This is a genomic window from Leptospira dzoumogneensis (assembly GCF_004770895.1).
Lineage (GTDB): Bacteria > Spirochaetota > Leptospiria > Leptospirales > Leptospiraceae > Leptospira_B > Leptospira_B dzoumogneensis.
In genome coordinates, this window is record NZ_RQHS01000005.1 from 540,911 (window position 1) to 563,677 (window position 22,767).

Sequence of the window (22,767 nt, forward strand, 5' to 3'; positions counted from 1 at the left end):
GGCTATTCTATCAAAATCCCTTCGATTTTAGGAACTCGTCTAACTTACCTACGAGTGCACTTTCTCCATCTAACTCTTTTGCTTTTTCCAATACCGATCGTGCGTCTTTGAATTTATTCAAAAGTCTATAATTATCCGAAAGATTGATCAGGTTCGCTAGACGATGAGGTTGGGTTTGCCGGACCTTCTCCGCTGCGTCTGCTGCACGTTGGAATTCTTTCATATGTTTATAACATAAGGACAATAAGAACCAGATATTATGGGATTCTTGGTCCAAATTCAAATAACGTTCTAACCATTTGGATGCTTTAGTGAATTCTTTTTTGTCGTAATAGATTTGTCCGATCAGTCTTGCTGATTCTTTAAAGTTTGGAGCTAAGTTCCAGGATAATTCTAGAAGTTCGAGAGCTATTGGTACTTCTTTGTTCGCTATATGTTGTTTCGCTTGGTTGTACTTTGCTACCGCATCGTTATATTTAGGATGTTCCGGATCTATTAGTTCTTTGTAACCGATGCGGATAAGAGAAAGATCATCAGCAATCGCTCCTACTCCGTGTAGTTTTCCTGCGATCGTGTCCAGATCACCTTTCGAATCTTCTACGATACGAACGAATAAGTTCTCATCCTCGTTCATCTTCCAATTGATCCCGTCTGAACTGATATTTATATCGTCTCTTCCGTCCGAACCTAAAAATAGAACGTCTCCAGGTTGCAGATAAGACTCATGAATTTTAATATTTGCTCCGAATGGGGATCCTAATTTCCATGAGGAAAGTTCGGGAGCTAAGAAAGAAGATCTATCATCTCTGAATAATACGGGCCAAGGATGTTCTGCGTTCAGTATGAATATTTTTCCGGTTTTATCATGTATCAATCCAAAGATTGCGGAAGCCATCATTGTCCCGTCGAATGTTCTGAATATTTCATCCAACTCTCTGTGAGTTTGTAGCATCCAAGCTTCCGGGTTGATATCGATCGTTTTTCCGTGACTTGCAGAACGGGATAGTATATTATTTACAGCAGTTCCTAGTACGATCGCTCCTCCTGCACCCTGCAGGGATTTTCCCATCGCATCCCCATTTAAGAAGAAGGTCCATTTTTCCTTTTCAGATCCGAACAGTAGATTCCCGCTGATACAAATATCTCCACCCAGTTCGGATTCCCTGTTCTTGAATGTGAATTTCTTCTTTTGTTCTATATAGAAGATGGTACTCACATCTTGGGAAGTATTCCAGTTCGTCATGAGTGGTTTACTCAAGAGAGAAGTAAGATAATAATCCCCGTCTTGCTGGACCTTGAGAGCTTGGATCTCCTCCATTCTTTTGGTGACTTCCGTGGTTCTCTCGTCTACTTTTTGCTCTAAAGTGTTTGCGTATTCTTCTTCCACCGCGCCGATCCTGCGGAAGATCAGGATCACACTTCGGGTAATATAAGATACTACTGCTAAAAATACTAACTTTAAGGATTGTTCCGAAATGGATGCATATCCTGGGGAAATAACTTTGAGTTCATCTTCGGTGAATTCTACTCCTCTGAAGATAGTGTTTAAGATCACGAGCCCTTGTCCGACTACGCTGAATATTCCTGAAAGTTTTGCAACAGTTGGAGATAATAGTAATACTGAATACACGATGAAGATCATATTGATCGCGTATAGAATGATCTGGCGGATCACTCCGGATGCCATGTTCCTGTCCGTCCAGGAGGCTACAAACATGACTACGGATAAGATAGTGATGTCAGCGAGCACGGAAACTTTACCGACCATAGACGGGATCTTTCCATATTTCTTATTACAGTAATGGTTATAGTAAGCATAACCAAGCATGGAGCCTGTTCCGATCAGATACGCTGCATTTTGAACTGCTGAGCTCTGGGTCCAGGCGGCAGCGAGGGAGAGCAAGAATAGTCCTGCTAAACCGAATCGGATCCGATTGATCGTCAGCGGTCCGGAGGCTATAATTCTCTCCGTGATGAGTTCCTTTTTTTCTTCCATCCCTAATCGGCCTCTTTCGGAAATCGCCTATATAGTATTTGGATTAGTGAATATATTTTTGAACGTATCAGCTACAAATTTTTTATAGAATGTAGGATAGTTGTAAAAATATAATCTCGCCTCCAAATACTTAAGACGGAAAAAAATAAGAGAAAAGTAAGTGGCTCCTTTAAAAAGAATCTCGCAATTTAAAACTTTCTCCTATTGTTCGGCCGGATAACCGCCATAAGTCATTTTGCCGGTTAAGTAAATTGGACTCTTCTTTTCGTTTAGTATCCGAATATTTAGTCCCGCTTGCAGAGTTTGCAATGTTTGGATATCAAACGTTGCGCCTAATCCGTCCACCAATAGTGCATAATGTATACTCTCATTCAGATCTTCTTCCGGATCAAGATCGTCCCAAACCAATGCAAGGTTTCCGGAGCCACTTTCTCGATTTCTATCGTCCGTTAAGATTGCTTCATTCGATTCCTGTAATAGAGTTCCCGGAATTTGCTTATTGTAGATACGTTTTTCAGTGATTAAAACGGTATCATTTTTATTAAAATGAGGAGGTAGATAGATTTCCGTAGGAGCATCCGAACTTCTACCTTTCCAAATTACTAGGATAAATCTTTTGTCTCCGAAGTATTTTGTTCCATTCTGTACTGTCTTGATCGCAGCCCAGGCAAATACATTATTCCAAGTATCGTATCCGATCGCGTTATAATGTGAGCTTACGGCTCTTCCTTGGATCCTTCTCACATAAGCCCTTTGTGTCACATGATAGTCCATATTGAAGGTCGTTCCATAATTTCCGATCACCGAGAAGTCTTCGTTATTCCAAGCATCCTTGGTAGTGATAAGTTTTGAACTATTACCGTTCATATATTCATTATGTTTGTCATAATAATAATCCCAATGCCATTGGGTCCCGGATACGATCGGGTTGTAGAAGTCTGCGAATCTTGTTTTGGCAGTCTGAGCCTTATCTGAAATTTCCATGGCTTGGTAGACCGCGTTGATCATTCTAGGTGTATCTTTTGCTCCCACACCTTTTAGCCACATTCCGAATTCACTTAAGAAAGATGGAATATTCAAATACCTGGCTTCTTTTCGGATCTCGTCCAGATATTTGAAATACGTGGCGTTGTCTATTCCTGTCAGATCTGTTCCCATTCTTCCCGCGTCATAAAAGTGGGAATTGAATGCGAATCCTTCTCCAGGCAGCGTAGTTAGATGTCCTCCTCCGGTTGCAGGGGCTACAACTCCTACGTTTGTGTTCCAGAAGACCAAAGGCTCCGCAAATACTAGCTTATTTTGCCATCCGTTTTGGGTCAGAGCCTCTCTCACCTTTCTATAAAAAGGCCAAAGTTTTTGGTTATCCCATTGTGCGGGACTTAATCCTTCCATTCCACCATCTACAGGTTCATTGAATGGGTCCAATCCTACGATATAGTCGAATTCTTCTGAACTTAACTTTTCTTTAATATAGGCTGCAGTCTTTCCGATCTGCCAGAGATATTCCGTCTGAACATATCTGGTCCCGGAAGATGTGGAAATAGACGCATTATTCCAGAAATTGCGAAAACCTCTTCGAACAGCTTCGTTTGTGAGATTATTCTGGCTCCAATTAGCGCAGATGATCCCGCAATATTCGGATGGATAAGAACTTCCGGAGATAATCCATGAAGGAGCGCCATTCCCGGTATGCCAGGAATTCTTATTAAATAGATGTCTTGAATAAAGATCTTGGTGGTAATCGAGTAGAATATACATCTTTTTGGAGATCGCCTTTCTCATCTGAGAAATAACAGCATCCAAATAAGTATAATTGATCGTGTTCACAGAAGGATGAGTTCCTTCCCAAGCAATTGTGAATCGGATCATATTGGAGCCGGTGGTCTTTCCTAATCTGCTAAATGCGGTTTCCGCATCTGAATCGTTTGCAAAAGGTTTGAAACCGTGTTGAACAAGTTTTACATTTCCGGAGATATTGAACCCTCGGAAGGATACTTCTCTTCCTAAACCATCTAAGAAAATTTTATCAGTGACCCCATTATAGGTTTTATCTCCAACTAAGATCTTGCGTTCTAATTCGTTATTTGTATAATCCAGGCTATGAGGGGCAGGAATGTTCGGATTAGATCCCGAAATGGAATATTCGGATTTAGAATTTAGATTGGATCCGTTTCCAAGCAGGCCTATTAATTCAGGAGAACTATTTTTTTCCGGGCTGCAGGCGAAAATGCAGATAACACCAAGGGCGATTATATATTTTTGTATTCTCTTCATGGGCGAGCAAGATAGTTATCTCGTTCGGAGATCCAAGTCTTATTTAATAAAGTGAAAATTTATGGACTTTCTATATTTTTGATCTTACTAAATAACTATACTCAAATTAAGTTTTTTGAAATTGTTTTATAATTAAGAAAGTTTATGAATACTTATATTTCACTTAGTCGATTTGAAAGGAGAGTTCGATGAAAATTGTTTGGATCATTCTGTTTAGCTTAGTCGGTTTTATGGTTTTAATTGTGCTTTCCGGATATTTACTTCCGAAAGATCATATTGCAAGTGTGGAAAAAGATCTTCCTTCTTCTCCTGAAAATATATATAAGATCATACGTGATGTTAGTGAATATAAGAATTGGAGAAGTGGCCTAAAATCTGTGAATATTGAATCCGATACGATCTGGATAGAGTCGGATTCTCACGGAAATAATATTCGTTTCGGGATTATAGAAGAGCATTCCCCTAATTATCTAAGAACTAAGATACTAAATGAGGACCTTCCTTTTGGTGGAGGTTGGGAATTCGAAATTAATCAGAATGGCCCGATTACTAAACTAAAAATTACAGAGAAAGGTTTTGTGACGAATCCTCTGTTTAGAGTTCTTTCTAAGTTTGTATTCGGTCATGACGCGACTATGAAAACTTTTTTGGAAGATCTTAGTAAGAAGTTGGAAGCACCGGGAAAGTGAGAAGCGGCTATCTAAATGAGAGAAGGCTGTAAATAGAAATTCTTCTTTGATTTTGTTGGAATTCCAACAAGGTGAGGGGTGGCAAATTCTGCTTGTGGAAGATCAGATTTTGTGATAAGGGATGGGAGTGTGAGATTTCGGGTACCACCCACCGGCCCCCACCCAAAGAGGGTGGGGCCACCCTAAATCAAATCCAGATCTACAGAAGATCCAACTTAGAACAAAAAAACTTCTATCCCCTGTTCTTCTCAGCTTGTTTAGAATATTTCCTTTGATAAACAAATCGGATAGCTTCTGCTTCCAACCAAGGGACTGGTTTTCCGCCGCCTAGGATCCTAGATTCTACGAATGCCTTACTTGCTTTTTCCAAAACCATACAGACTGCATGAGCATCGTCCAAACTTTTGTGAGCGCATAATGCACCCGCGTTCTGAAGATATACTGCGTTCCTTCTTCCTATGGCGGAGACGATCTTTTTTAGACCTTTTTCGTCGGACGCGTTAGGCACAACCTTTGCGTTAGGTCCTACAATCTGGGCCATGTCATCCAAATAAGGACGAACTGTTTCTCCTGCCATGGAGCAGGTCATTACATTCTCTTGAGTAGAATGAAAAATAACGGTAAACTCAGGTCTCGCTAAATAGAGGGAAAGATGTTGTATTGCTTCGTCAGGAATGTCTTTCGGAAAGATTTGATTTTCTTCCAAAGGAATTTCCAAAAGAGCAGTCTTAGCTTTTTTGCCGATCGTATTTAGATCCGCTTTTTTAGGAGTGATCCAAATACTTTTTCCAATCTTAACACTTGCACATCCGTTCTTCGCTAAAATTCCTTCCTTCACTAACTGAGGAAGGAATTTCTGAAGATCCATCGGGCTATCTGGAGCTTTCATGCTGATTTTACCAGTCCGTAGTTTTTGAGATACCAAGAGCGGATAGAATCTCTATCTCCTTTTTTATAGCCTGAAACTTTTAAGAATTCTTTTTCAATGAATAGTTGGCATACTCTTTCCAATTCAAGTGCGACTTGAAAAGCATCTTCCATATCTTTTCCAACGCATAGAGTTCCATGGTTTGCTAAAAGAACCGCTTTACTTCCTGATTTATCCAATGCATGGATAGCCATTTTGATCAGCTTTTTGGTTCCAGGTAAAGAATAGTCCGTGCAAAGCACCGGCCCTCCGATGATCTTTTTCATCTGAGGATTTAGAACCGGAACATCTTTCCTTGCAGCCGCAACCACTGCCGCTTGCAATTGGTGGGTGTGAATTACTGCACCTATATTCGGACGAAGTTTATAAGCCGCAGAATGAAGCCCTTTTTCATAAGAAGGTTTGATCTTTCCGATATGAGTAAGGTCTTCGATATTTACTTGTACAATCTCTTCCGGAGTTAGATCATCATATGTCCTGCCGGTAGGAGTGATCGCAAAATAATTTTCATCGATACGTTGGCTGATATTTCCCCAAGTTCTTGCGATCAAACCGGACTTCAAAAGTCGGATACCGGCATCTCGAACGGTTTTTTTTGCCTTATCTATTTCCATGTTCTTCTCCTATTCGGCGGACTAAAAGGTTATACACCTTCGACTTTTTGGAAAACTCTTTCGAATCTTTTTAAAGCGTCATCGATCACTGCGTCAGTGTCTGCAGCGCTTGTATATAAGCGGCTTCCTGCAAGAGTAACGATACCTTCTGCCATGTAAGCTGCGCCCATTTCTTCCATCGCTTTTTTGCGAGTATGGGCTTCGTGGATTGTGGACTTGATCTTCCAGAATTTTTTGATATCGATCTCTAAAAGCATGGTTCCAACTGTTTCCAAGTGGCAGATAGATCCTTGGTTGAACGCCACGAAAGGTAGATTATACTTCTTAATTAATTTTTGTAAACCTGCAGTGATCCTATCTCCCGCTCTTCCTGCTTTTTCGCAGGCCTTTTGTTTTTCGATCTCAAGAAGAGTATAATAACCTGCTGCAGAACTAAGAGGGTTTGCAGCCATGGTCCCGCCGATCAGGGCCTTTTTCACACCTGTTTGAAGTCCTGCAGAAAGATACTTCATGTATTCCTTCTTTCCGCCCAAACCACCGGCAGAAGGATAACCACCGGCAACAACTTTACCGAATACGGTTAGATCCGGAGTAACACCGTAATAACCTTGTGCACCGCTTAGGCCTATACGGAATGCAGTAACAACTTCATCAAAAATCAGTAATGCTCCGTACTTGTCGCAAAGTTCTCTGACTCCTTTATTGAAGTCCATATCGATAGGGCGAGTTCCACTTTCCGGTCCGATCGGTTCCAGTATAACTGCAGCGGTACCGCCTCTCCAACGATTTCTTTTTAAAGTTCTTTCTAATGCGTTCAGATCGTTCGGATAGAATTCTTGAGTGTATTTAAAAACATGTTTAGGAATTCCGTGAGACTCAAAATGTCGGGTGCCAGGTAGGCGAAGTCCATATGCAAGCTGATCACTCCAACCATGATATGCTCCACCCATCTTTACTATATTTTTCTTTTTGGTAGCAAGTCTTGCGACACGGATAGAAGCCATACAAGCTTCTGTTCCGGATCCTAACATACGGAACATTTGCACCGAAGGCATATGTTCCACGATCTTCTCCGCAAGTCTTAACTCATACTCATGGAATAAACCGGTCACCGGTCCTGTGGTTTCCAGAAGTTTAACAACCTTCTTACGAATACTAAGAGGGTTACTTCCTAAAACTGTAGGACCTCCAGCTTGCAGGAAATCTATGTATTTGTTCCCATCCAGGTCGAATAAATGCGCCCCGGAAGCCTTGGTGAAAACAAGAGGGAAGGGATAATTGAATGCTAAGTTATGCTGCACTCCGCCAGGAATGTATTCGGAAGCTTCTGCGATCATAGTCTTCGATTTAGAGCACTTCTTCTCAAAATATTCCTGAAGGTACTTCTCCATCTCATTCTTCTTAATGGAGCGAATTGGCTGGCGAATCAGGTCATGAAGTTGTTTATAAACCCCTTTTACGTCTGGGTATTGAGAAATTGCGAAGCCGGTAGACATATCTTTTTCCTTTTTTTACGGAATATAGGTTGACAGTGAGTGAATACTCACTCACTGTCAACTAGAAAATACAGAAAAGATTCTTCCGGAAAAATTTTCCGTATTCCGGAGCTTAGGAACCGCTTAGGTAGTAAATATAGGAAGTACTGTGGCCGAATTTACCTCTTCAAAATACAATAGAGATACTTTTGATAAGATCCCGGAAGAAAAAAGGACCAGGATACTTTCAGTTGCGATCGCGGAATTTGCAAACCGAGGTTTCAATAACGCGAACACTAATATTATAGCGAAGAAGGCCGGCATCAGCGTCGGTTCCTTATACAAATACTTTGATACAAAGGAAGATTTTTTTCTTACCGCAGTAGGTTACGGGATCCATCAATTAGAAAAAACTCTCGAAGAAGTCTTAAGCGAAGACAGTGATCTTTTCGGTAAAATTGAAAGAATACTAAGAATTATCCAAAAACATTCCAGAGAAAATAGGGATATCATTCGTTTATACAATGAGATCACTGCAGAAGGAAATTCTGAATTGATCCGAGGACTCTCTTCCGATATGGAAAGTGTTTCCGCTAAAGTTTATACTTCCTTATTGGCGGAAGCGAAAAAGTCCGGATCTGTCGGCAAAGATATAGATGAGAAAGTTTTTGCTTTCTGCATCGATAATCTTTTTATGATACTCCAATTTTCTTACGCGACCGAGTATTATCGTGAAAGAATGAAAGTTTATCTTGGAAAAGATTTTGATAACGACGAGAAGGTCGTAAAAGGTATAATGTCTTTTATTCGCAGGGCGTTGGAGAAGAAGTAGGACTCAATTAACTTTATTCTCCTGCACATCAAAACATTTCATTAAACCGATTTCTATAGATTCGGATCTAGAGCTTCCAACATAAGGAGGACCTAATGTTTTGAGGAAAATCTGTGATACAGCTGATTGTACTGGATCAATAAGTTCTGTTGAACTTCTATCTAAACTTATTGATTCTAAATTATATTTCCAATACAAGGATTGAAAACCTGCCCAAATAGAAACATCTTGCAAATGGAATATTAGCTTATAGCTTATATATCTTGCAGTAGCTTTCCAAAATGTATTTTCTGAAAATATGGAAGCTTTAGCGGGCTCGCCCGGTGGGCCTGATACTTCTTGGTAGAATAAACTTGCATTATGGTGTCTTTCTCCAGAGAGTAATGCGGAATAAAATTCGAATCGATTTTCGATACCATGACTAGCTTTTATCGAAAGTTTTATTCCAATAAGGGGGCCTTTCATAGACTCGAACATATTATTTTTTTGGAGGCCATTTATATAAAAAGAAAATGAGTATATTGGATTCATAACAGAACTATGTTCCGGGCTTTTGGCCCAAGTTTGCAGATACCCCAATGATGGGCGAATTTGGAACATGTCATCCGAATAAATTAGGTAACTTATATCTCCTTTTATAAATGTCTGACTATTAACGAAAGGGTGCTTTGCCGCCGTATTCAAATTTAAATTAGCATTTAAAATATATTGATTAAAATCTCGGGCTTCTCCTGTAAACATGGAGCCGGATAATGACGAAGATATTTTCTTCCAATAGTAATTCAATTCGTACGACGCTGCTAGTCCCGGTTTATTATTCCTATTTCCATTTACGTAAATATTATTTTCTTCCCCGTATAATCCTACTTCTCCCATGTCTCTAAGTTTGAAGGCTGTCAGATCCCGGGTGGATTGAAATGATCCGTATCCGATTCCAAGGCTGACCTCGAATTTATGCTTTAGTAGATTGACTTTTTCATTTTGTGGCTTAGAGGACTTTTCGATAATTTCATTTGTTTCAGATATGTCTTGAATATTTGTCCCAAACATTTGAACATCAACTGAAGAGTTTTCCTGAGAGTTTCCGTTTTTATCCTGATCTTCAGTAGAATTTGAGATTTGAGGATTTTTTTTCGCAACCTTTTGTTCTAAGTCGGAAATATTTTCAATGAACTTTTTTTCTAATTTGCCAACGATACCATTTGCAGTTTTGATCTTAATATATTCTTCTGTTTCTTCCAAAACTTCTCCGGCAACTACGATTCCTCCCTTTAGATAAATCGTTTTCTCCGCGTTATATGAAAAGGGAAATAGAAATAATATGAATGCGGTCAATAATAGACGTTTATAATCATTCATACTGGGAATTTGCTTTTAAGAATTATTTAGGACAACTATTATTTAAGCTAGAGTTCTATAGAGGGTAGTTCTTTCGCAATTAGATTACAAAAACTCAAACCTCTTCATCAATCCGAACTCTAAGATCGCGGATCTACTTTCTAAATTGATCGTTTTACCTATTGTTTCCATTAACTTTTGTTGTACAAGATAAGCATTCGGATTGCTTAAATCCACCCCAATCAACCCGTCCTTGGATGAATAAAGATATTGGAAATCCGAGTTTAGATTATATTTCCATTCATAAAACTGAAATCCTGCGTAAACCGAGATAGTGGGAGTCACTCTATAAACTAATCGATACAGAAGGTGGAAACCGTTCGCATTCCAAGATAGATTCTGGCCTTGTCTGTAAAATGCTACCTGAGATAAATTCGCTGGAACAAACGCAGACACTATACTTCCATCCTGGTTTCCGGATAGAGTTAGATTATGATATTCTAATCTATTTTCCCATCTTTCTCCCATTCGGATCGTTGCCTTTAATCCGATCGTATATCCTTTTAGTGTTTCGTTAAACTTCATTACACCTTGCGAATATAGATATAAACCGCTGTCTATATAATAGGATGTGGATAAATTTGTATCTTGAGATTGTCCCCAGAAGTATTGGTATCCGATTGTAGGCCTTAGATCGAATCTTTCGTTCGTAAATGCAAGAAAGGAGAATTCGCTTTTCAAAGAACTTTGTCTTTCCGGAAAACTTCCAGTGCTATGGATCATACCACTTCCATAGGAATGGCTGTCGTATGTGCTTCTGTTCCCTAAATGAGATCCTGTAATTCCTCCTGACCATCTTCTCCAAGTGTAAATAGCTCCATACGTTTGAGATAATTCGGGAGAATGTGTAGGTTTATCGATTATGGTAGGAAGAGTTCCGGAGAGTAATCCAACTTTGTTTTGGATCAGCACAGGTAATTCTTGGGTTTCAGGAGAATATCTTCCTGCTCCTAATCCGAAGTAGACCTCTAGATCATTTCGCTTTAGCTGATCTATATGGAAATTTACGATAGGCTTTGGGACTTCCGCAATTTGAGGAGTCGGAGTTTGTTCTGCCTGAATCGGTTTTTTCTCATCCTGAGGGATCTTGACAGGTTCATTGAAGGTAACCGTATTAATCTCGGACTTGTTTAATTGTATCGTTTTTCCTTCCGTAGTTTTGATCGTCATATTGGTGGCTGTCTGTTGTAATATTTCCGCGCGGATGACTTGACCATTTTTGAGATAAATGGTTTTCATTTCCGCAAACAAAGAAACAGCAGGGATCAATAAGGCGAATGGTAGAAGGAACCGAAAAAAATACAATTTCATCTACGGCGTATTCTGTATCTTAAAAGGTTGGAGGCAATAATTTAATGCTATTGATTATAGCTCGTAAATAAATTTCAATCATTGAGAGAATTCGAATCTTTTCATTACTCCGAATTCTAAGGACGAAGCCTTGCTTGTGGCCGGTGTCATTTTTGCCGTAGAAGTTAACAGAAGGTTTATTAATACCAATTCTTCCACCGGGCTAGGATTGCCTATATTGGCTAAACCATTGAAAGATTGATCAAATGATTTTAATGAATATTTCCATTCGAATGCCTGGATCCCAACCCAAAAGGAAAGAGTAGGCGTCCATTTATAGAGTAGTTTATAAGAAAAATTGAATCCTTTCGCATCCCATTGTATACTATCTTGAATTATTCCGTAATCGAAAAAATTCGGAGTGTTGAGCATTGTCAAACTACCGTTACCGTATTGGGCCCCGGAAAGAACTAGATAATGTAGTTCTACCCTATGTTCCCACCGTTCCCCTTGTCTGATCGTTGTTTTTAATCCGATAGACGGTCCTTTTAACTTTTCCAAAAAGTAATAATGATATTTGAAAAAAGAAGTCAGTTCATTTCCGCTATAGTTGGTTGAGATCGTATTATTATCGTCTGTCTTTCCCCAAAACTGAGAATAACCGAAACTAGGCCTTAGATCGATCCTGTGATTCGTGTAAGCAAGAAATGAGATATCTGCCTTTAAGGAGCTTTGTTTTTCCGGAAATGTTCCGGCGATCTCCTGTAGATTTGCGTTATTAGAATAGACCTTTAACCTTTCGGAAGTTTGTCCGCTGAAATGATTTCCGCTCAGACCGAATGCAAACTTTTTCCAATAGTATATAGCACCCATACTATATGCTAATCCTCTTTTATAACTGGGGGTATCGTGGTCCGGAGGGATTTGTCCAGTCAGAGCATTTGCTTTCACTGAGGCTTCATTTAAAAAGGATTCAGTAGGAGGGCGATACGTACCAAGGCCTGCTCCAAAGAACAATTCTATATCTTTTCTTTTGGCTTGGTCAATAGAGTAAGGACTGGCAGCTTTGTCTAATTCAGGTTCGGACTTTTTACTCGGTTCTGGAGCAGGGGGAGGCTCTTCTATAACTGCAGTTTGTTGTTTTAATTTTTCCTCGGATTCTTTTTTTTCTTGGATAGTAGGTTCTTTATAACTGACTCTTTGGATCTCTTTCTTATTGAGTTGTTTGATCTTTCCATCTTCCATTTTGATCTGCATTGAGGTCGCGGTTTGCTGAATGACTTCTCCGCGCAGGATCTGTCCGTTCCTCATATAGATCGTCTGTAGTTCGGCAAATAGTTCGACTATAGGGGAAGATAATAAAAGGATCAATAAGCAGATTCTTATGTTGGAACTTCCCATAACGTGGGCTATTAGAACGAATATTTACCCGATAGGCAATAACTTATTAAACATATATGAATAAAAATACGCGCGGTAAAAAGTATTTAACACCCGCCTATTTTATGAGACCTTTATTCTTTTCTCGGCTTTTGGATTTCTTCTTTCCTTTACTTTGTGGAGTTTGCGGTGGAGAAGACTTCTTTTCCCTGAAAATCGGCCTTTGTAAAAGGTGCACCTATGCTGCTAAAACTTCTAAGCCGGCATATCGGTGTAATAAATGTTCTTCTCCCTTAGCTTTACCCTTCTCAGTTTGTGGATTCTGCGATTCCAGGAATATATTCTTTACGAAAGTTTTTAGCCTAAGGGATAGAAACGATCTTTTGGGAGAATTATTGAACAAACTGAAATCGAATAATGAATATCCCGTTTCCATTTTTCTATCTTTGGGGATCAGGAAAGTTTTGAGAGAGTTGAATACATTGGATTTGGATGCTTGTATCCTTCTTCCTAGCTATTCCAAGAATAGGATTTTCAATTCGGATCTAAAGCCATTCTCCCCAAGCAGCAGATTGTATGAAGAAACAAAAAGAATATTAAAAATTCCTTTAATAGATCCATTGATGAAGACAAGCGCGGAAAGGCAGGCAGGCAAAAGTTTTTCTGAAAGATTTTTCCATGCGTATTCCGCCTGGGAAATCAAACCGAATTGGAAGGATCGTTGTCCCTCTAAAATATTATTATTGGACGATGTTTTTACTACCGGAGCAAGTGTGAACGAAGCGAGTAGGATTTTAAAGAAGAATGGTACGGAGTCGGTCTATGTTTTAACCTATCTTAGGGTCTCGGATTAAACTTGACCTCTCTATATATCCGTATAGTATAGATGGGGCAAGATGATCCGAAAAATTCTACATGTGGACATGGATGCATTTTATGCTTCTGTAGAACAAAGAGATAATCCGAGTTATCAGGGCAAACCTATCATTGTGGGAGGCCCTCCCGATTCTAGAGGAGTGGTATGTGCTGCAAGTTATGAGGCGAGAAAATTCGGAGTTCGTTCCGCAATGCCTTGTTCCCAAGCGGCAAGACTTTGTCCTTCCGGGATTTTTGTAACTCCTCGTTTCGAAGCATATAGAAAAGTTTCCTCAACGATCAGACAGATATTTTTAGAATACACAGACCTCGTGGAGATGCTTTCCTTGGATGAGGCATTTTTAGATGTCACTCAAAATAAGAAAAATATTCCGTATGCAAGCCAGGTAGCCAAAGAGATCAGGGAAAAGATCTTCGAAGAGACTCGGTTGACTGCATCCGCAGGAGTTTCGATCAATAAGTTTTTAGCCAAGATCGCTACGGATCAAAATAAACCGAACGGAATGACGATCGTTCGTCCGGAACAGGCCGAAAAGTTCATAGAATCCTTGGATGTTTCCGTTTTCCCAGGCATCGGAAAAGTTACATTAAGAAAAATGCATGCACTTGGGATCAAAAAAGGAAAAGATCTAAAAGAAAAAAGCCTGGAGATGCTCGGTCAGAATTTTGGGAAATCAGGCCGTTGGTTCTACGCAGTATGCAGAGGTTTGGATGATAGACCGGTGGAACCTTTTAGAGAAAGAAAATCCTTAGGTGCGGAATCTACTTTTGCCAAAGACCTAGAAAATAGTTCCGAAATATTCAGGGAACTTTCTGATATCGCAGAGGAATTAGAAAGAAGATTACTACAAAAACCTTTTCCGGGAAAAACGATCACTCTCAAGGTAAAATTTTCAGACTTCACCCAAAAGACTAGAAGTATTACCGAAGATTATTCCTATCTGGATAAAAACGAACTGTATCGGATCGGATCCAAACTTTTGGAAGAATTCATATTAGAATCCGGTAAAACAATTTTTCCGATCCGTCTTTTGGGCTTGAGCATTTCTCATCCGGAAAACGTTTCCAAAAATTCTCGGATCAAAGTTGAAGATGAGGAGGATCTGTTTCCTTCTTTATTCTAAATTATTTAGAAGTATCCCCTGAATCAATCCCCGAAGGCACTAAATTCGCGATTCCCTGCCTTAAATTAGCCCATTCTTGCCTGCATTTTTTGTCCGCATCTTTTTCTTCGTTGTAATGCAGCATGGATCTTCCTGCCGCAAGTCCTGCTAGTTTAGAATTATCGAATATTTTCCACGCTATGCTTAAGATAAATAATCCGACAAACGGGAGTGCTATCTTTAAGATCCCATGATGTTTGGAGTCCATAATAGAACCCAAAAAAGTACAGATCGAACCTATACTGAACAGATACCAGCCTATATAAAAATAATCTTCCGCAATCTCGGAGGCATTATTGATCATATATCTGCAAAAAGACCCGTCCATCTCTACCAATTCTTTTTTACCGGAAGGAAGAAGGTTCTCTATAAAAGGTTTTTCTAATCTAGACTTTCCTAAATAAGGCTGGATCTCCAAGAATAGATTGATCCCTAAATATAACATCCCGATGAAGAAGATTATAAAAAACGGTCTGTATAAAAGTTTGGTCCTTTCCGTAGATCTGTATAATTCCAATTCGGATTCAGGGACTCCCATCTTCTTAGAGATCCTGTCCTTGTATTGTTGGAAAGCCAAGTTATCCATAAAAGGAATATAATCCGTGGCAGGAAGAGAATCCTTTGTATCCTTACTTTGGAGCCAGGCATTCACTTCGTTTAAGGCTTTGGTCTTGGAAACCTTGAAATACGGAAAGATAAGGCGGATCAAAAACATATCATTTTCCTAATGTATAAGATCGACGAACGGATTGGCTGGTCAGATTAGGAAATCTTTAAGATGTAGGCAAGGCGATTTTTAGGATGAAAAAGGCGAAGAAGCTTAAAACTTCTCTAAAATAGCTAAAATTTCTTTCCCATATTGTCTAACTTTGGCTTCTCCCATACCTTTGATCGCCATCAGATCGTCTAGGCTTTCCGGTTTTTGGGAGGCGATCCTTGCAAGCACCGGATTTTGGATCACCATAAACTTCTTCCATTTATTACGTCTCGCGATCCTGTCTCTGAAGTTTTTGAGTTCGTTTAGGATGAGTTTGTCCCCGCTAAGTGGTATTTTTTTGCGAGGTTTTTCAGTAACATCAAAAGATGTTTTAGGTTTTCCGAATGCAGTTAGATAAATTTTAGGATATTTGTCCCCTTTGACCGAAAGTTTTTTGGTCTTCTGCCAATCTTCTAAAAGTTTGAGAATGGATTCCTCGGGAACATGTTTTAAAGAAGAATAATATTGGGATTTATCTAATCTTCTACGAAGTATATCTTTTGATCTTGCTCCTCTTAATGTCCCTGCGATGATCTTTTTTCCGAATTTTGCAGGATATTCCGAGATAAGACCTTCTACCGATTTGATCTCGTCCGGATCGAAGATATGGGACTCTTTCTCCTTCTTCTTCTCCGCTTTTAATCTTTCTCTTTCCGTATAAGCAAGTCTTGCAGAATGAGAAGATGAGGAGTCTGCACAAGTATCGCAGGATCCGCAGTTGGAGATCTCTTCTCCAAAATAATCGCATAAGATCTTTTGTCTACAGTCAGGAGAGCTTACATAAGATTTTACATGAGAGAGTAACGTTTCTCCTCCCTTATAATTCGCTTCCTTGGATAAAAGAAAACTTTGGACACTTAAGTCGCCGGGTAAGAAGAATAATATACAATCAGAATTTTTGCCGTCTCTTCCAGCTCTTCCTGCTTCTTGGTAATAACTTTCTAAGGAAGAAGGTACCTGATAGTGAAGGACCAATCTCACATTCGGGCTATCCAATCCCATTCCGAATGCGTTTGTGGCTACTAGTATATTCGTTTTTCCGGAGGAATATCCTTCTTGGGTTTTTTCTCTGCTGGAGTCGGTTCTTCCGGCGTGATACTTTCCTACTTTGTACCCTGATTTGCGGAGAAGTTCGTAAATTTCATCCACTTTGGCTCGAGTAGAGCAGTATATAATCGCCTTACCTGAAACTGATTTTTGAAAATTACCCTTTTCTAATATTTCTAAGAGTAAATTTTCCTTTTCTCTTTCCGAGTCCGGATAAACTACCGAGAATTTCAAATTTTCTCTGGCATATGTGCCCTGCACATGCAAAGGAAGTTTTAATCCTAAACTGTCGGAGATATCTTTTTTGACTCGATCGGTTGCTGTGGCAGTGAGGGCTACCCAAGGAGTTCCTTCTTGTAAATAAGAACGTAATGTATGAAGTTTTCTGTATTCAGGACGGAAATCGTGACCCCATTGAGAAACACAATGCGCCTCATCCACTGCCATCAAACTCACCGGAAGTTTTGGAAGTAGATTTAAAAAAGAACGAGACACCGCTCGTTCAGGAGAAATATATAATATTCTAATTTTCCCTGTGGCCGCGGAGGATAATACTCTTACTTGTTCCAGATCATCCTGGGTGGAATTACAATATGCTGCTTGGATCCCTCTTGCTTTTAATCCATCCACCTGATCTTTCATAAGAGCGATCAATGGAGAGATTACGATGGTAAGAGAATTTGCCTCCGCAAAAGAAGGCAATTGATAGATGAGGGATTTTCCACCGCCGGTAGGAAGAATAGCGAGCACATCTTTTCTTCCCAATAACGCCTGAACAGCTTCCCATTGGCCTTGCCTGAATTGGGGAAATCCGAAATTGGTATATAGGATCTTTTTCCAATCCTCTATCGAAGAGGAGACTGTTCCAGTGTTTGCAGACAAGTTGAAACTTCTTCCTTAATCTAGATTTCGGATCTTGCGGTATAGAAATCTTGAGGGATGCAGAGAAGAGTACAAGCTATTTTCAATAGATAAAGGTTCGTTTAAAAGAATCTCCGCCAAAATTTCCCCTCCCAATAGGGAAGTCAAAACTCCCCTGGATCCCAAACCGCCGAACACAAACAGGTTTTTTTGCGGTTCTAAAAAAGGAAATTCTTTCTTTCGATTTTTTGTGAGACCCATACCTGAGTATATTTTTCGAAAGGGTTCCGGAGAATGGACCGGGCCAATGATCGGAAATCGATCCGGAGTTTGGGACCGTATACCAACAAAGTCGGAACGAATATTGATCTGTTCCCAGTTTAAACCTAAGAATGTTTTTTGAGAATATCCTAAAATTTCTTCCCTATCTTTGGTCCTTGCGTTCGGATCTAGATCGAATTCATCGAATGTGGAACCGTTCACTCTGATCCCATTTTTGGAAGGAGTCAGATATTTATCTCCCACTTGGATCGGATCTTTTTCGGATTGTGTATTATGATCTTCTAATATTTCTAATTGCCCTCTAACGGATCTAAGGGAGAAGGGCGACTCTCCCCATAAATTTTGGAGTAAACTTTCTATACCGAAAGAATTTGCTAAAATTAAAACTTCCGTTCTACTTAAAATTTCTTTGTTCTCTGAGAATAATGTCCATTCTTCCTTTTCGAAAGTGATCGAGCTTATATTTCCTTGTTTCAGAAGAATGTTCGGGTGATCTAAAAGTTTTTCCGTTAATACGGGTGTATCCGTCCAGAAACCGGAAGGATAATAGATACCTTTTGCATCTTCAGGGTAGTTTTCTCCCAGTTCCGGTTTGAGTTCCGCTAATTCTTTGGATAAGGAATGTGCCTTGGTACCTTCTTCCAATCGAACCCAAGGAAGATCCTCTCCTGAAAGTTGTAATGTGCCGGAGATTTGGTAAGAATCTTTAGGAAGAAGGTCGGAATAACGACGGATAGAATTTCCGAGACAACGCAGGGTCCATAAACTGGTGGGAGTTTCCCCCTTGGTAATATGGGGATGAGAAACTGCCATAGGAACGGAAGATGCGCGTAACGCGTTATGGTCATCCCAGACTTCTACCCGGATCCCTCTCCATGCCAATGCTCTTGCAATACTTGCTCCCGCAAGTCCAGCTCCGAGCACCGATACTCTTTCAGGGATCTGATCGGATTTCGCTCTTCTTAAAAACGGAATTGGATTTAGATCCGGTTCTGGTTCGGATCCGTAAACTCCGACAAGCATTTCTCTTTTTCTTCCATAACCTGGAATTTTGGAAAGGGAGAATCCTGTATTGCTCAGACAATCTTTCACAGACCTTGCTACAGTGAATGTGGCAAGGCTTGCATTCTTGTTAGAAAGTCTTTTAAGCTGAAGTGAAATATTTTCTCCCCAGAGTTCCGGGTTTTTAGAAGGAGCAAATCCATCTAAGAAGAATGCGTCGAATTTTCCGGATGTTTCCGGAAGAAGTTGAATTGCATCCCCTATCCATAGATCCAAAATCAGATTTTCTTTTTCGAATAAGAAGGTATTACATCCAGGGATAAGCAGCTTATATTTTTCTAAAAATAATTCCAGTAGTTCCGAAAGTTCCGGGAAAGCGGAGATTGCTCTTCGTATATCATCTCTTTCTAATGGATATTTTTCGAAGGACGTGAATCGGAGGGCTCTGTGACCGGACTTATTTTTACAATTTCTCCAAAGCTGCCAAGCGGCGAAAAAATTTAAGCCGGTCCCGAATCCTAATTCTAAAATAGAAAAGGTATGCTGAGTTCCGGAATAAGATAATCTTTCTTCTAATTTGTTGCCTTTCAAGAAAACATGTTTGGTTTCTTCCAACCCGTTCTCGGGGGAAAAATAAATGTCGTCGAATTCTCTGGAAACGGGAGTGCCGTTCTCTTTCCAGTCTATCATCCTGGATTTTCCGTATCGGTTTTGGTATCTTCTTTAGGAGGAAGGCCTGCGGACGGCAGGTTCCGCAGCGGAGGATACGCCGGTCCTTCTTCTTTTTTATGAGGCTCTTTAGAGAGTTGTATTTCCTTTCTGATTCCCATTCTGTAAGTAGTCATATTCATATAAAGAGAAGGGGCGGGCAGCCCATTGGCAGTTGCGACCTGATTTTTGATATTCAAACCTTTTCCATCCAAGTCTCCGAAACTTGTGACTTCTAAAAACAGATACGCATTATAAAGGATAGTATCCGGAAAATACTGGCCTATATTATATTCTAATAATAAACGAAGCCCTTTTAATTCTTGTAGTTGGTTCTTAACGCTGGAGATCCTTTGTTCTTTTTCTATAATGTCCATTCTGTAGACCGCAAGGCCGTATATCGGGCCCACGCCAAAGTTCACATTTTTCCCTTCGTAATAACCTAAATAAAGTGTGAAATACATCTGATAATCTTCGTAAGTGTATTCCATATTTCTTCCTAACTGAGGAGGAAGGGGAAAAAGCTGGTTGGAAACGTATTCGTCGAATGCAAGATAACGTCTCCCGTCATCCGGATAATTGATCAGATTTCCTCTATAAGTCCTTGGAGAAGTTAAGTTGAAGGACCAGGCAAGTCCGCTTAAGAAAGAGAAAAATCCTTTGATATCTCTTGTGCCCGGTATCCTGCTTGGAACGGATCCGATGGAGTAGAATGCGCGAGTAGTTGTAGAATCCCTGCTAACCACGCTTGTATCCGTGTCCGAACCGGGAGCGCTGAACTTACTGATAGGTATTCCCTGGACATTGGAAGGATGTGTAAAAAAATCCAAGGCGGTATATTCGGCACCTGCATTGATGATGATAGAATCCAGGATCCCGCTCATACTTTTACAAGAAGAGAGAATTAGAAATAGGCAGCATGCCGTTGCCTTGCGGAAAAGATCCGGATTTAGTCTCTTTGAATCCATCGTTCAGAACCAAATTGAAACGGTCGGAAATCAAACCAAGTCCATTTCATGGGACTTGACTGCTCACACCGAAAACTGAGGATCGTATTAGTCGAAGTATATGTCTTTCGAAAAAAAACAGCCGATCTTATACCCCGTATCTGTAGCCCCCATGATGGACTGGACGGACAGGCATTTTCGTTTTTTCTTAAGACTGATCACTAAACATTCACTATTATATACGGAAATGGTGACAACAGGCGCCATCTTAAGAGGGGACAAACATAGATTCTTACGATTTTCTCAGGAAGAATCTCCTGTTTCTTTGCAGTTAGGCGGGGACAATCCTTCTCAACTTGCAGAATGTGCTAAGATTGGAAAGGAATACGGATACTCGGAGATCAATCTGAATGTAGGTTGTCCAAGCGATAAGGTGCAAGAAGGAAATTTCGGAGCCTGTTTGATGAAGGATCCGAACAAAGTCGCTGATTGTATCTCGGAAATGGATTCTAAAACTTCTATTCCTGTTACCGTAAAATGCCGAATCGGTGTTCGAGGAAAAGAAACATTAGAAGATTTGCATGAGTTCGTGAGAACAGTAAGCGCAGCAGGCGCGAGAAGGATCACAATACATGCAAGAATTGCAATATTAGAAGGTTTAAGTCCGGCCCAAAATAGGACCGTTCCCCCATTACGTTATGAGGATGTATATTCTATCAAAAAAAGTTTTCCGGATCTGATCATTGAATTGAACGGAGGAGTTAAAACTATTTCGGATATTCACTCTCACTTAGATAAAGTGGATGGTATTATGATCGGAAGGGCAGCCTACGAAAATCCTTTCTTATTCTCCGAAGTGGATTCCGAATTTTTTGGAGCAGAACCTTTAAATTTGAGCCGCAGGGAGATCTTCGAGTCCATGCAGGAGTATGTTTCTTCCCAAACTGCAGAAGGTGAAAAACCAAGTCGTATCTTAAAACATTTGCTTGGAGCGTTTCATGAGATCAGAGGAGCTCGCTCTTATCGTAGAATTCTCACGGAAAAAATGTATTCTAACCCGGATCCTAAACTACTTTTAGAAGCATTACGATCTATCCCTGACGAGTATCTGGATCGTAAATTCCGAAATCTAAAAATCGAGACCAAAGAGGCCGCTCATCCGGTGGTTTAATCGGAGAACACTCGTCTAACTACTGCATAATATTTGCGGAGAAACTTTTGGACAAGATTCGAACCATAGATTGCGGATATGTAGAAGCAGGACTCGCCTGCGCCTATCTGATCGTGGACGGGGACAGGGCTATATTCGTAGAAAATAATACGAATCATGCGGTCCCTCTTCTGTTGGAAGCATTGAAGGAAGAAGGGCTCACTCCTGAATCGGTGGATTATATTATAATCACTCATGTTCACTTGGACCACGCGGGTGGGACTGGTAAACTAATCTCCCTTTGTCCAAATGCGACAGTACTTGCTCATCCGAAAGCGGCACCTCATGTAATAGATCCTACTAGACTCATCAAAAGTTCCATCCAGGTATATGGAGAAGAGAATTATTATAAGTTATACGGTGAGATCCTTCCTGTGCAGAAAGATAGGGTCCGAACCATGAGTGATGGAGAGGAGCTAGTCTGGCAAAAAAGAACATTCAAATTTCTGCATACAAAAGGACATGCAAATCATCATTTTTGTATTTATGATCCTTTAACGAACGGGATCTTCACCGGAGATACTTTCGGGATCGGATATACTTTATTTAGAAAGGGAAAAGATTCTCTATTATTTCCTTCCACAACTCCTACTGATTTTGATCCGGAAGAAGCGATACTTTCCATAGACAAGATACTCTCAACCGGTGCAGACAAAGCATATCTTACACATTTCGGAGTCTGGGAGGATATCTATTCCGGAGCTTCTCAAATGAAAGAAGGTCTTAACGTTATGAAAAACGTTCTGATCTCTGCGGAAAAGACAGGTTTGGAAGGAGAATCTTTAGTCGGTTTCTGCGAGGGTAGAATTCGTTCTTATTTGGAGGACCAAATTCATATCCGAAATCTTCCTTTTGGAGAAAAAGAGGAAAGATTTATAGGTTTCGATTCTCAGATCAATGCGCAAGGCATCGCATTTAAAATAGAAAGATTTAGAAAGAGCAGGAAATAAGTTTCCATCCCTTAAGTATATGTTTTTAATTCTTCTAAATCTTATAGATGAGAACCCGAAATAGTCTAGTGCTGCTTAGGCGAAGTTT

General features: G+C 40.1%; 18 protein-coding genes. 6 read left to right on the forward strand and 12 right to left on the reverse strand.

The window, feature by feature from the left end; translation table 11 throughout:
* Positions 1-10: 10 nt before the first annotated feature.
* Positions 11-1,996, reverse strand: a complete 1,986-nt coding sequence (locus tag EHR06_RS03980; RefSeq protein ID WP_135755798.1) for a PP2C family protein-serine/threonine phosphatase — start codon at positions 1,994-1,996, stop codon at positions 11-13.
* Between the two features lie 201 nt (positions 1,997-2,197).
* The gene (locus tag EHR06_RS03985; RefSeq protein WP_244288482.1) at positions 2,198-4,270 is read right to left on the reverse strand and encodes a glycoside hydrolase family 5 protein; all 2,073 of its coding nucleotides are present in this window, start codon (positions 4,268-4,270) and stop codon (positions 2,198-2,200) included.
* A 188-nt stretch (positions 4,271-4,458) separates the two neighbouring features.
* Between EHR06_RS03985 and EHR06_RS03995 the strand changes: the two genes are divergently transcribed.
* Entirely contained in the window at positions 4,459-4,959 is a 501-nt protein-coding gene (locus tag EHR06_RS03995; RefSeq protein ID WP_135755799.1) for an LIC10604 family protein, read from the forward strand.
* Between the two features lie 232 nt (positions 4,960-5,191).
* Here the strand turns inward: EHR06_RS03995 and EHR06_RS04000 are convergent, their stop codons facing one another.
* Genes EHR06_RS04000 through EHR06_RS04010 form a run of 3 tightly spaced genes read right to left on the reverse strand, consistent with a single transcriptional unit; the run spans position 5,192 to position 7,997 of the window.
* Positions 5,192-5,848, reverse strand: coding sequence for a class II aldolase/adducin family protein (locus EHR06_RS04000; RefSeq protein ID WP_135755800.1), 657 nt, complete (start codon positions 5,846-5,848; stop codon positions 5,192-5,194).
* Positions 5,845-6,501, reverse strand: coding sequence for a class II aldolase/adducin family protein (locus EHR06_RS04005; protein ID WP_135755801.1), 657 nt, complete (start codon positions 6,499-6,501; stop codon positions 5,845-5,847). The genes EHR06_RS04000 and EHR06_RS04005 overlap by 4 nt, the downstream gene beginning before the upstream one ends.
* A gap of 29 nt (positions 6,502-6,530) precedes the next feature.
* A complete protein-coding gene (locus EHR06_RS04010; RefSeq protein ID WP_135755802.1) occupies positions 6,531-7,997 on the reverse strand; it encodes an aspartate aminotransferase family protein in 1,467 nt (488 codons plus the stop codon).
* Positions 7,998-8,145: 148 nt separating this feature from the next.
* On the opposite strand from EHR06_RS04010, the gene EHR06_RS04015 reads away from it, so the two are divergent.
* Positions 8,146-8,808, forward strand: a complete 663-nt coding sequence (locus tag EHR06_RS04015; protein WP_135755803.1) for a TetR/AcrR family transcriptional regulator — start codon at positions 8,146-8,148, stop codon at positions 8,806-8,808.
* A gap of 3 nt (positions 8,809-8,811) precedes the next feature.
* On the opposite strand, the gene EHR06_RS04020 is transcribed toward EHR06_RS04015, so the two are convergent.
* From EHR06_RS04020 to EHR06_RS04030, 3 genes are all read right to left on the reverse strand, one after another.
* Positions 8,812-10,050 (reverse strand): hypothetical protein, encoded by a 1,239-nt coding sequence (locus EHR06_RS04020; RefSeq protein WP_135755804.1) that lies wholly within the window; start codon positions 10,048-10,050, stop codon positions 8,812-8,814.
* A gap of 201 nt (positions 10,051-10,251) precedes the next feature.
* The gene (locus EHR06_RS04025) at positions 10,252-11,517 is read right to left on the reverse strand and encodes an LA_0442/LA_0875 N-terminal domain-containing protein (protein WP_135755805.1); all 1,266 of its coding nucleotides are present in this window, start codon (positions 11,515-11,517) and stop codon (positions 10,252-10,254) included.
* Positions 11,518-11,595: 78 nt separating this feature from the next.
* On the reverse strand, positions 11,596-12,867 hold the full coding sequence (locus tag EHR06_RS04030; RefSeq protein WP_244288483.1) for an LA_0442/LA_0875 N-terminal domain-containing protein: 1,272 nt from the start codon (positions 12,865-12,867) through the stop codon (positions 11,596-11,598).
* Between the two features lie 404 nt (positions 12,868-13,271).
* Between EHR06_RS04030 and EHR06_RS19250 the strand changes: the two genes are divergently transcribed.
* Together EHR06_RS19250 and dinB are read left to right on the forward strand one after the other, a co-directional pair.
* On the forward strand, positions 13,272-13,730 hold the full coding sequence (locus tag EHR06_RS19250; RefSeq protein WP_244288484.1) for a ComF family protein: 459 nt from the start codon (positions 13,272-13,274) through the stop codon (positions 13,728-13,730).
* Between the two features lie 42 nt (positions 13,731-13,772).
* On the forward strand, positions 13,773-14,876 hold the full coding sequence (gene dinB, locus EHR06_RS04040; RefSeq protein WP_135755807.1) for a DNA polymerase IV: 1,104 nt from the start codon (positions 13,773-13,775) through the stop codon (positions 14,874-14,876).
* Between the two features lies 1 nt (position 14,877).
* Here the strand turns inward: dinB and EHR06_RS04045 are convergent, their stop codons facing one another.
* The 4 genes from EHR06_RS04045 to EHR06_RS04060 form a co-directional block, all read right to left on the reverse strand.
* On the reverse strand, positions 14,878-15,630 hold the full coding sequence (locus EHR06_RS04045; RefSeq protein ID WP_135755808.1) for a hypothetical protein: 753 nt from the start codon (positions 15,628-15,630) through the stop codon (positions 14,878-14,880).
* A 105-nt stretch (positions 15,631-15,735) separates the two neighbouring features.
* Complete coding sequence (locus EHR06_RS04050) at positions 15,736-17,601, reverse strand: RecQ family ATP-dependent DNA helicase (protein WP_135755809.1); 1,866 nt, start codon at positions 17,599-17,601, stop codon at positions 15,736-15,738.
* Positions 17,602-17,616: 15 nt separating this feature from the next.
* Complete coding sequence (mnmC1, locus tag EHR06_RS04055; RefSeq protein ID WP_135755810.1) at positions 17,617-19,554, reverse strand: FAD-dependent 5-carboxymethylaminomethyl-2-thiouridine(34) oxidoreductase MnmC1; 1,938 nt, start codon at positions 19,552-19,554, stop codon at positions 17,617-17,619.
* A complete protein-coding gene (locus EHR06_RS04060) occupies positions 19,551-20,540 on the reverse strand; it encodes an LIC10647 family lipoprotein (RefSeq protein ID WP_244288485.1) in 990 nt (329 codons plus the stop codon). The genes mnmC1 and EHR06_RS04060 overlap by 4 nt, the downstream gene beginning before the upstream one ends.
* Positions 20,541-20,640: 100 nt before the next feature.
* On the opposite strand from EHR06_RS04060, the gene dusA reads away from it, so the two are divergent.
* Positions 20,641-21,690 carry a tRNA dihydrouridine(20/20a) synthase DusA gene (dusA, locus tag EHR06_RS04070; RefSeq protein ID WP_135755812.1) on the forward strand — a complete coding sequence of 350 codons (1,050 nt, stop codon included), beginning with the start codon at positions 20,641-20,643 and terminating at the stop codon, positions 21,688-21,690.
* 47 nt (positions 21,691-21,737) lie between these two features.
* Positions 21,738-22,679, forward strand: coding sequence for an MBL fold metallo-hydrolase (locus tag EHR06_RS04075; RefSeq protein ID WP_135755813.1), 942 nt, complete (start codon positions 21,738-21,740; stop codon positions 22,677-22,679).
* The last annotated feature ends 88 nt before the right edge of the window (positions 22,680-22,767 follow it).

Excerpts from the sequence above, each read along its gene's own strand:
- EHR06_RS03980 (WP_135755798.1), bottom strand. The coding sequence starts at position 1,996 with ATGGAAGAAAAAAAGGAACTCATCACGGAGAGAATTATAGCCTCCGGA.
- EHR06_RS03985 (WP_244288482.1), bottom strand. The coding sequence starts at position 4,270 with ATGAAGAGAATACAAAAATATATAATCGCCCTTGGTGTTATCTGCATT.
- EHR06_RS03995 (WP_135755799.1), top strand. The coding sequence starts at position 4,459 with ATGAAAATTGTTTGGATCATTCTGTTTAGCTTAGTCGGTTTTATGGTT.
- EHR06_RS04000 (WP_135755800.1), bottom strand. The coding sequence starts at position 5,848 with ATGAAAGCTCCAGATAGCCCGATGGATCTTCAGAAATTCCTTCCTCAG.
- EHR06_RS04005 (WP_135755801.1), bottom strand. The coding sequence starts at position 6,501 with ATGGAAATAGATAAGGCAAAAAAAACCGTTCGAGATGCCGGTATCCGA.
- EHR06_RS04010 (WP_135755802.1), bottom strand. The coding sequence starts at position 7,997 with ATGTCTACCGGCTTCGCAATTTCTCAATACCCAGACGTAAAAGGGGTT.
- EHR06_RS04025 (WP_135755805.1), bottom strand. The coding sequence starts at position 11,517 with ATGAAATTGTATTTTTTTCGGTTCCTTCTACCATTCGCCTTATTGATC.
- dinB (WP_135755807.1), top strand. The coding sequence starts at position 13,773 with ATGATCCGAAAAATTCTACATGTGGACATGGATGCATTTTATGCTTCT.
- EHR06_RS04045 (WP_135755808.1), bottom strand. The coding sequence starts at position 15,630 with ATGTTTTTGATCCGCCTTATCTTTCCGTATTTCAAGGTTTCCAAGACC.
- mnmC1 (WP_135755810.1), bottom strand. The coding sequence starts at position 19,554 with ATGATAGACTGGAAAGAGAACGGCACTCCCGTTTCCAGAGAATTCGAC.
- EHR06_RS04060 (WP_244288485.1), bottom strand. The coding sequence starts at position 20,540 with ATGGATTCAAAGAGACTAAATCCGGATCTTTTCCGCAAGGCAACGGCA.
- dusA (WP_135755812.1), top strand. The coding sequence starts at position 20,641 with ATGTCTTTCGAAAAAAAACAGCCGATCTTATACCCCGTATCTGTAGCC.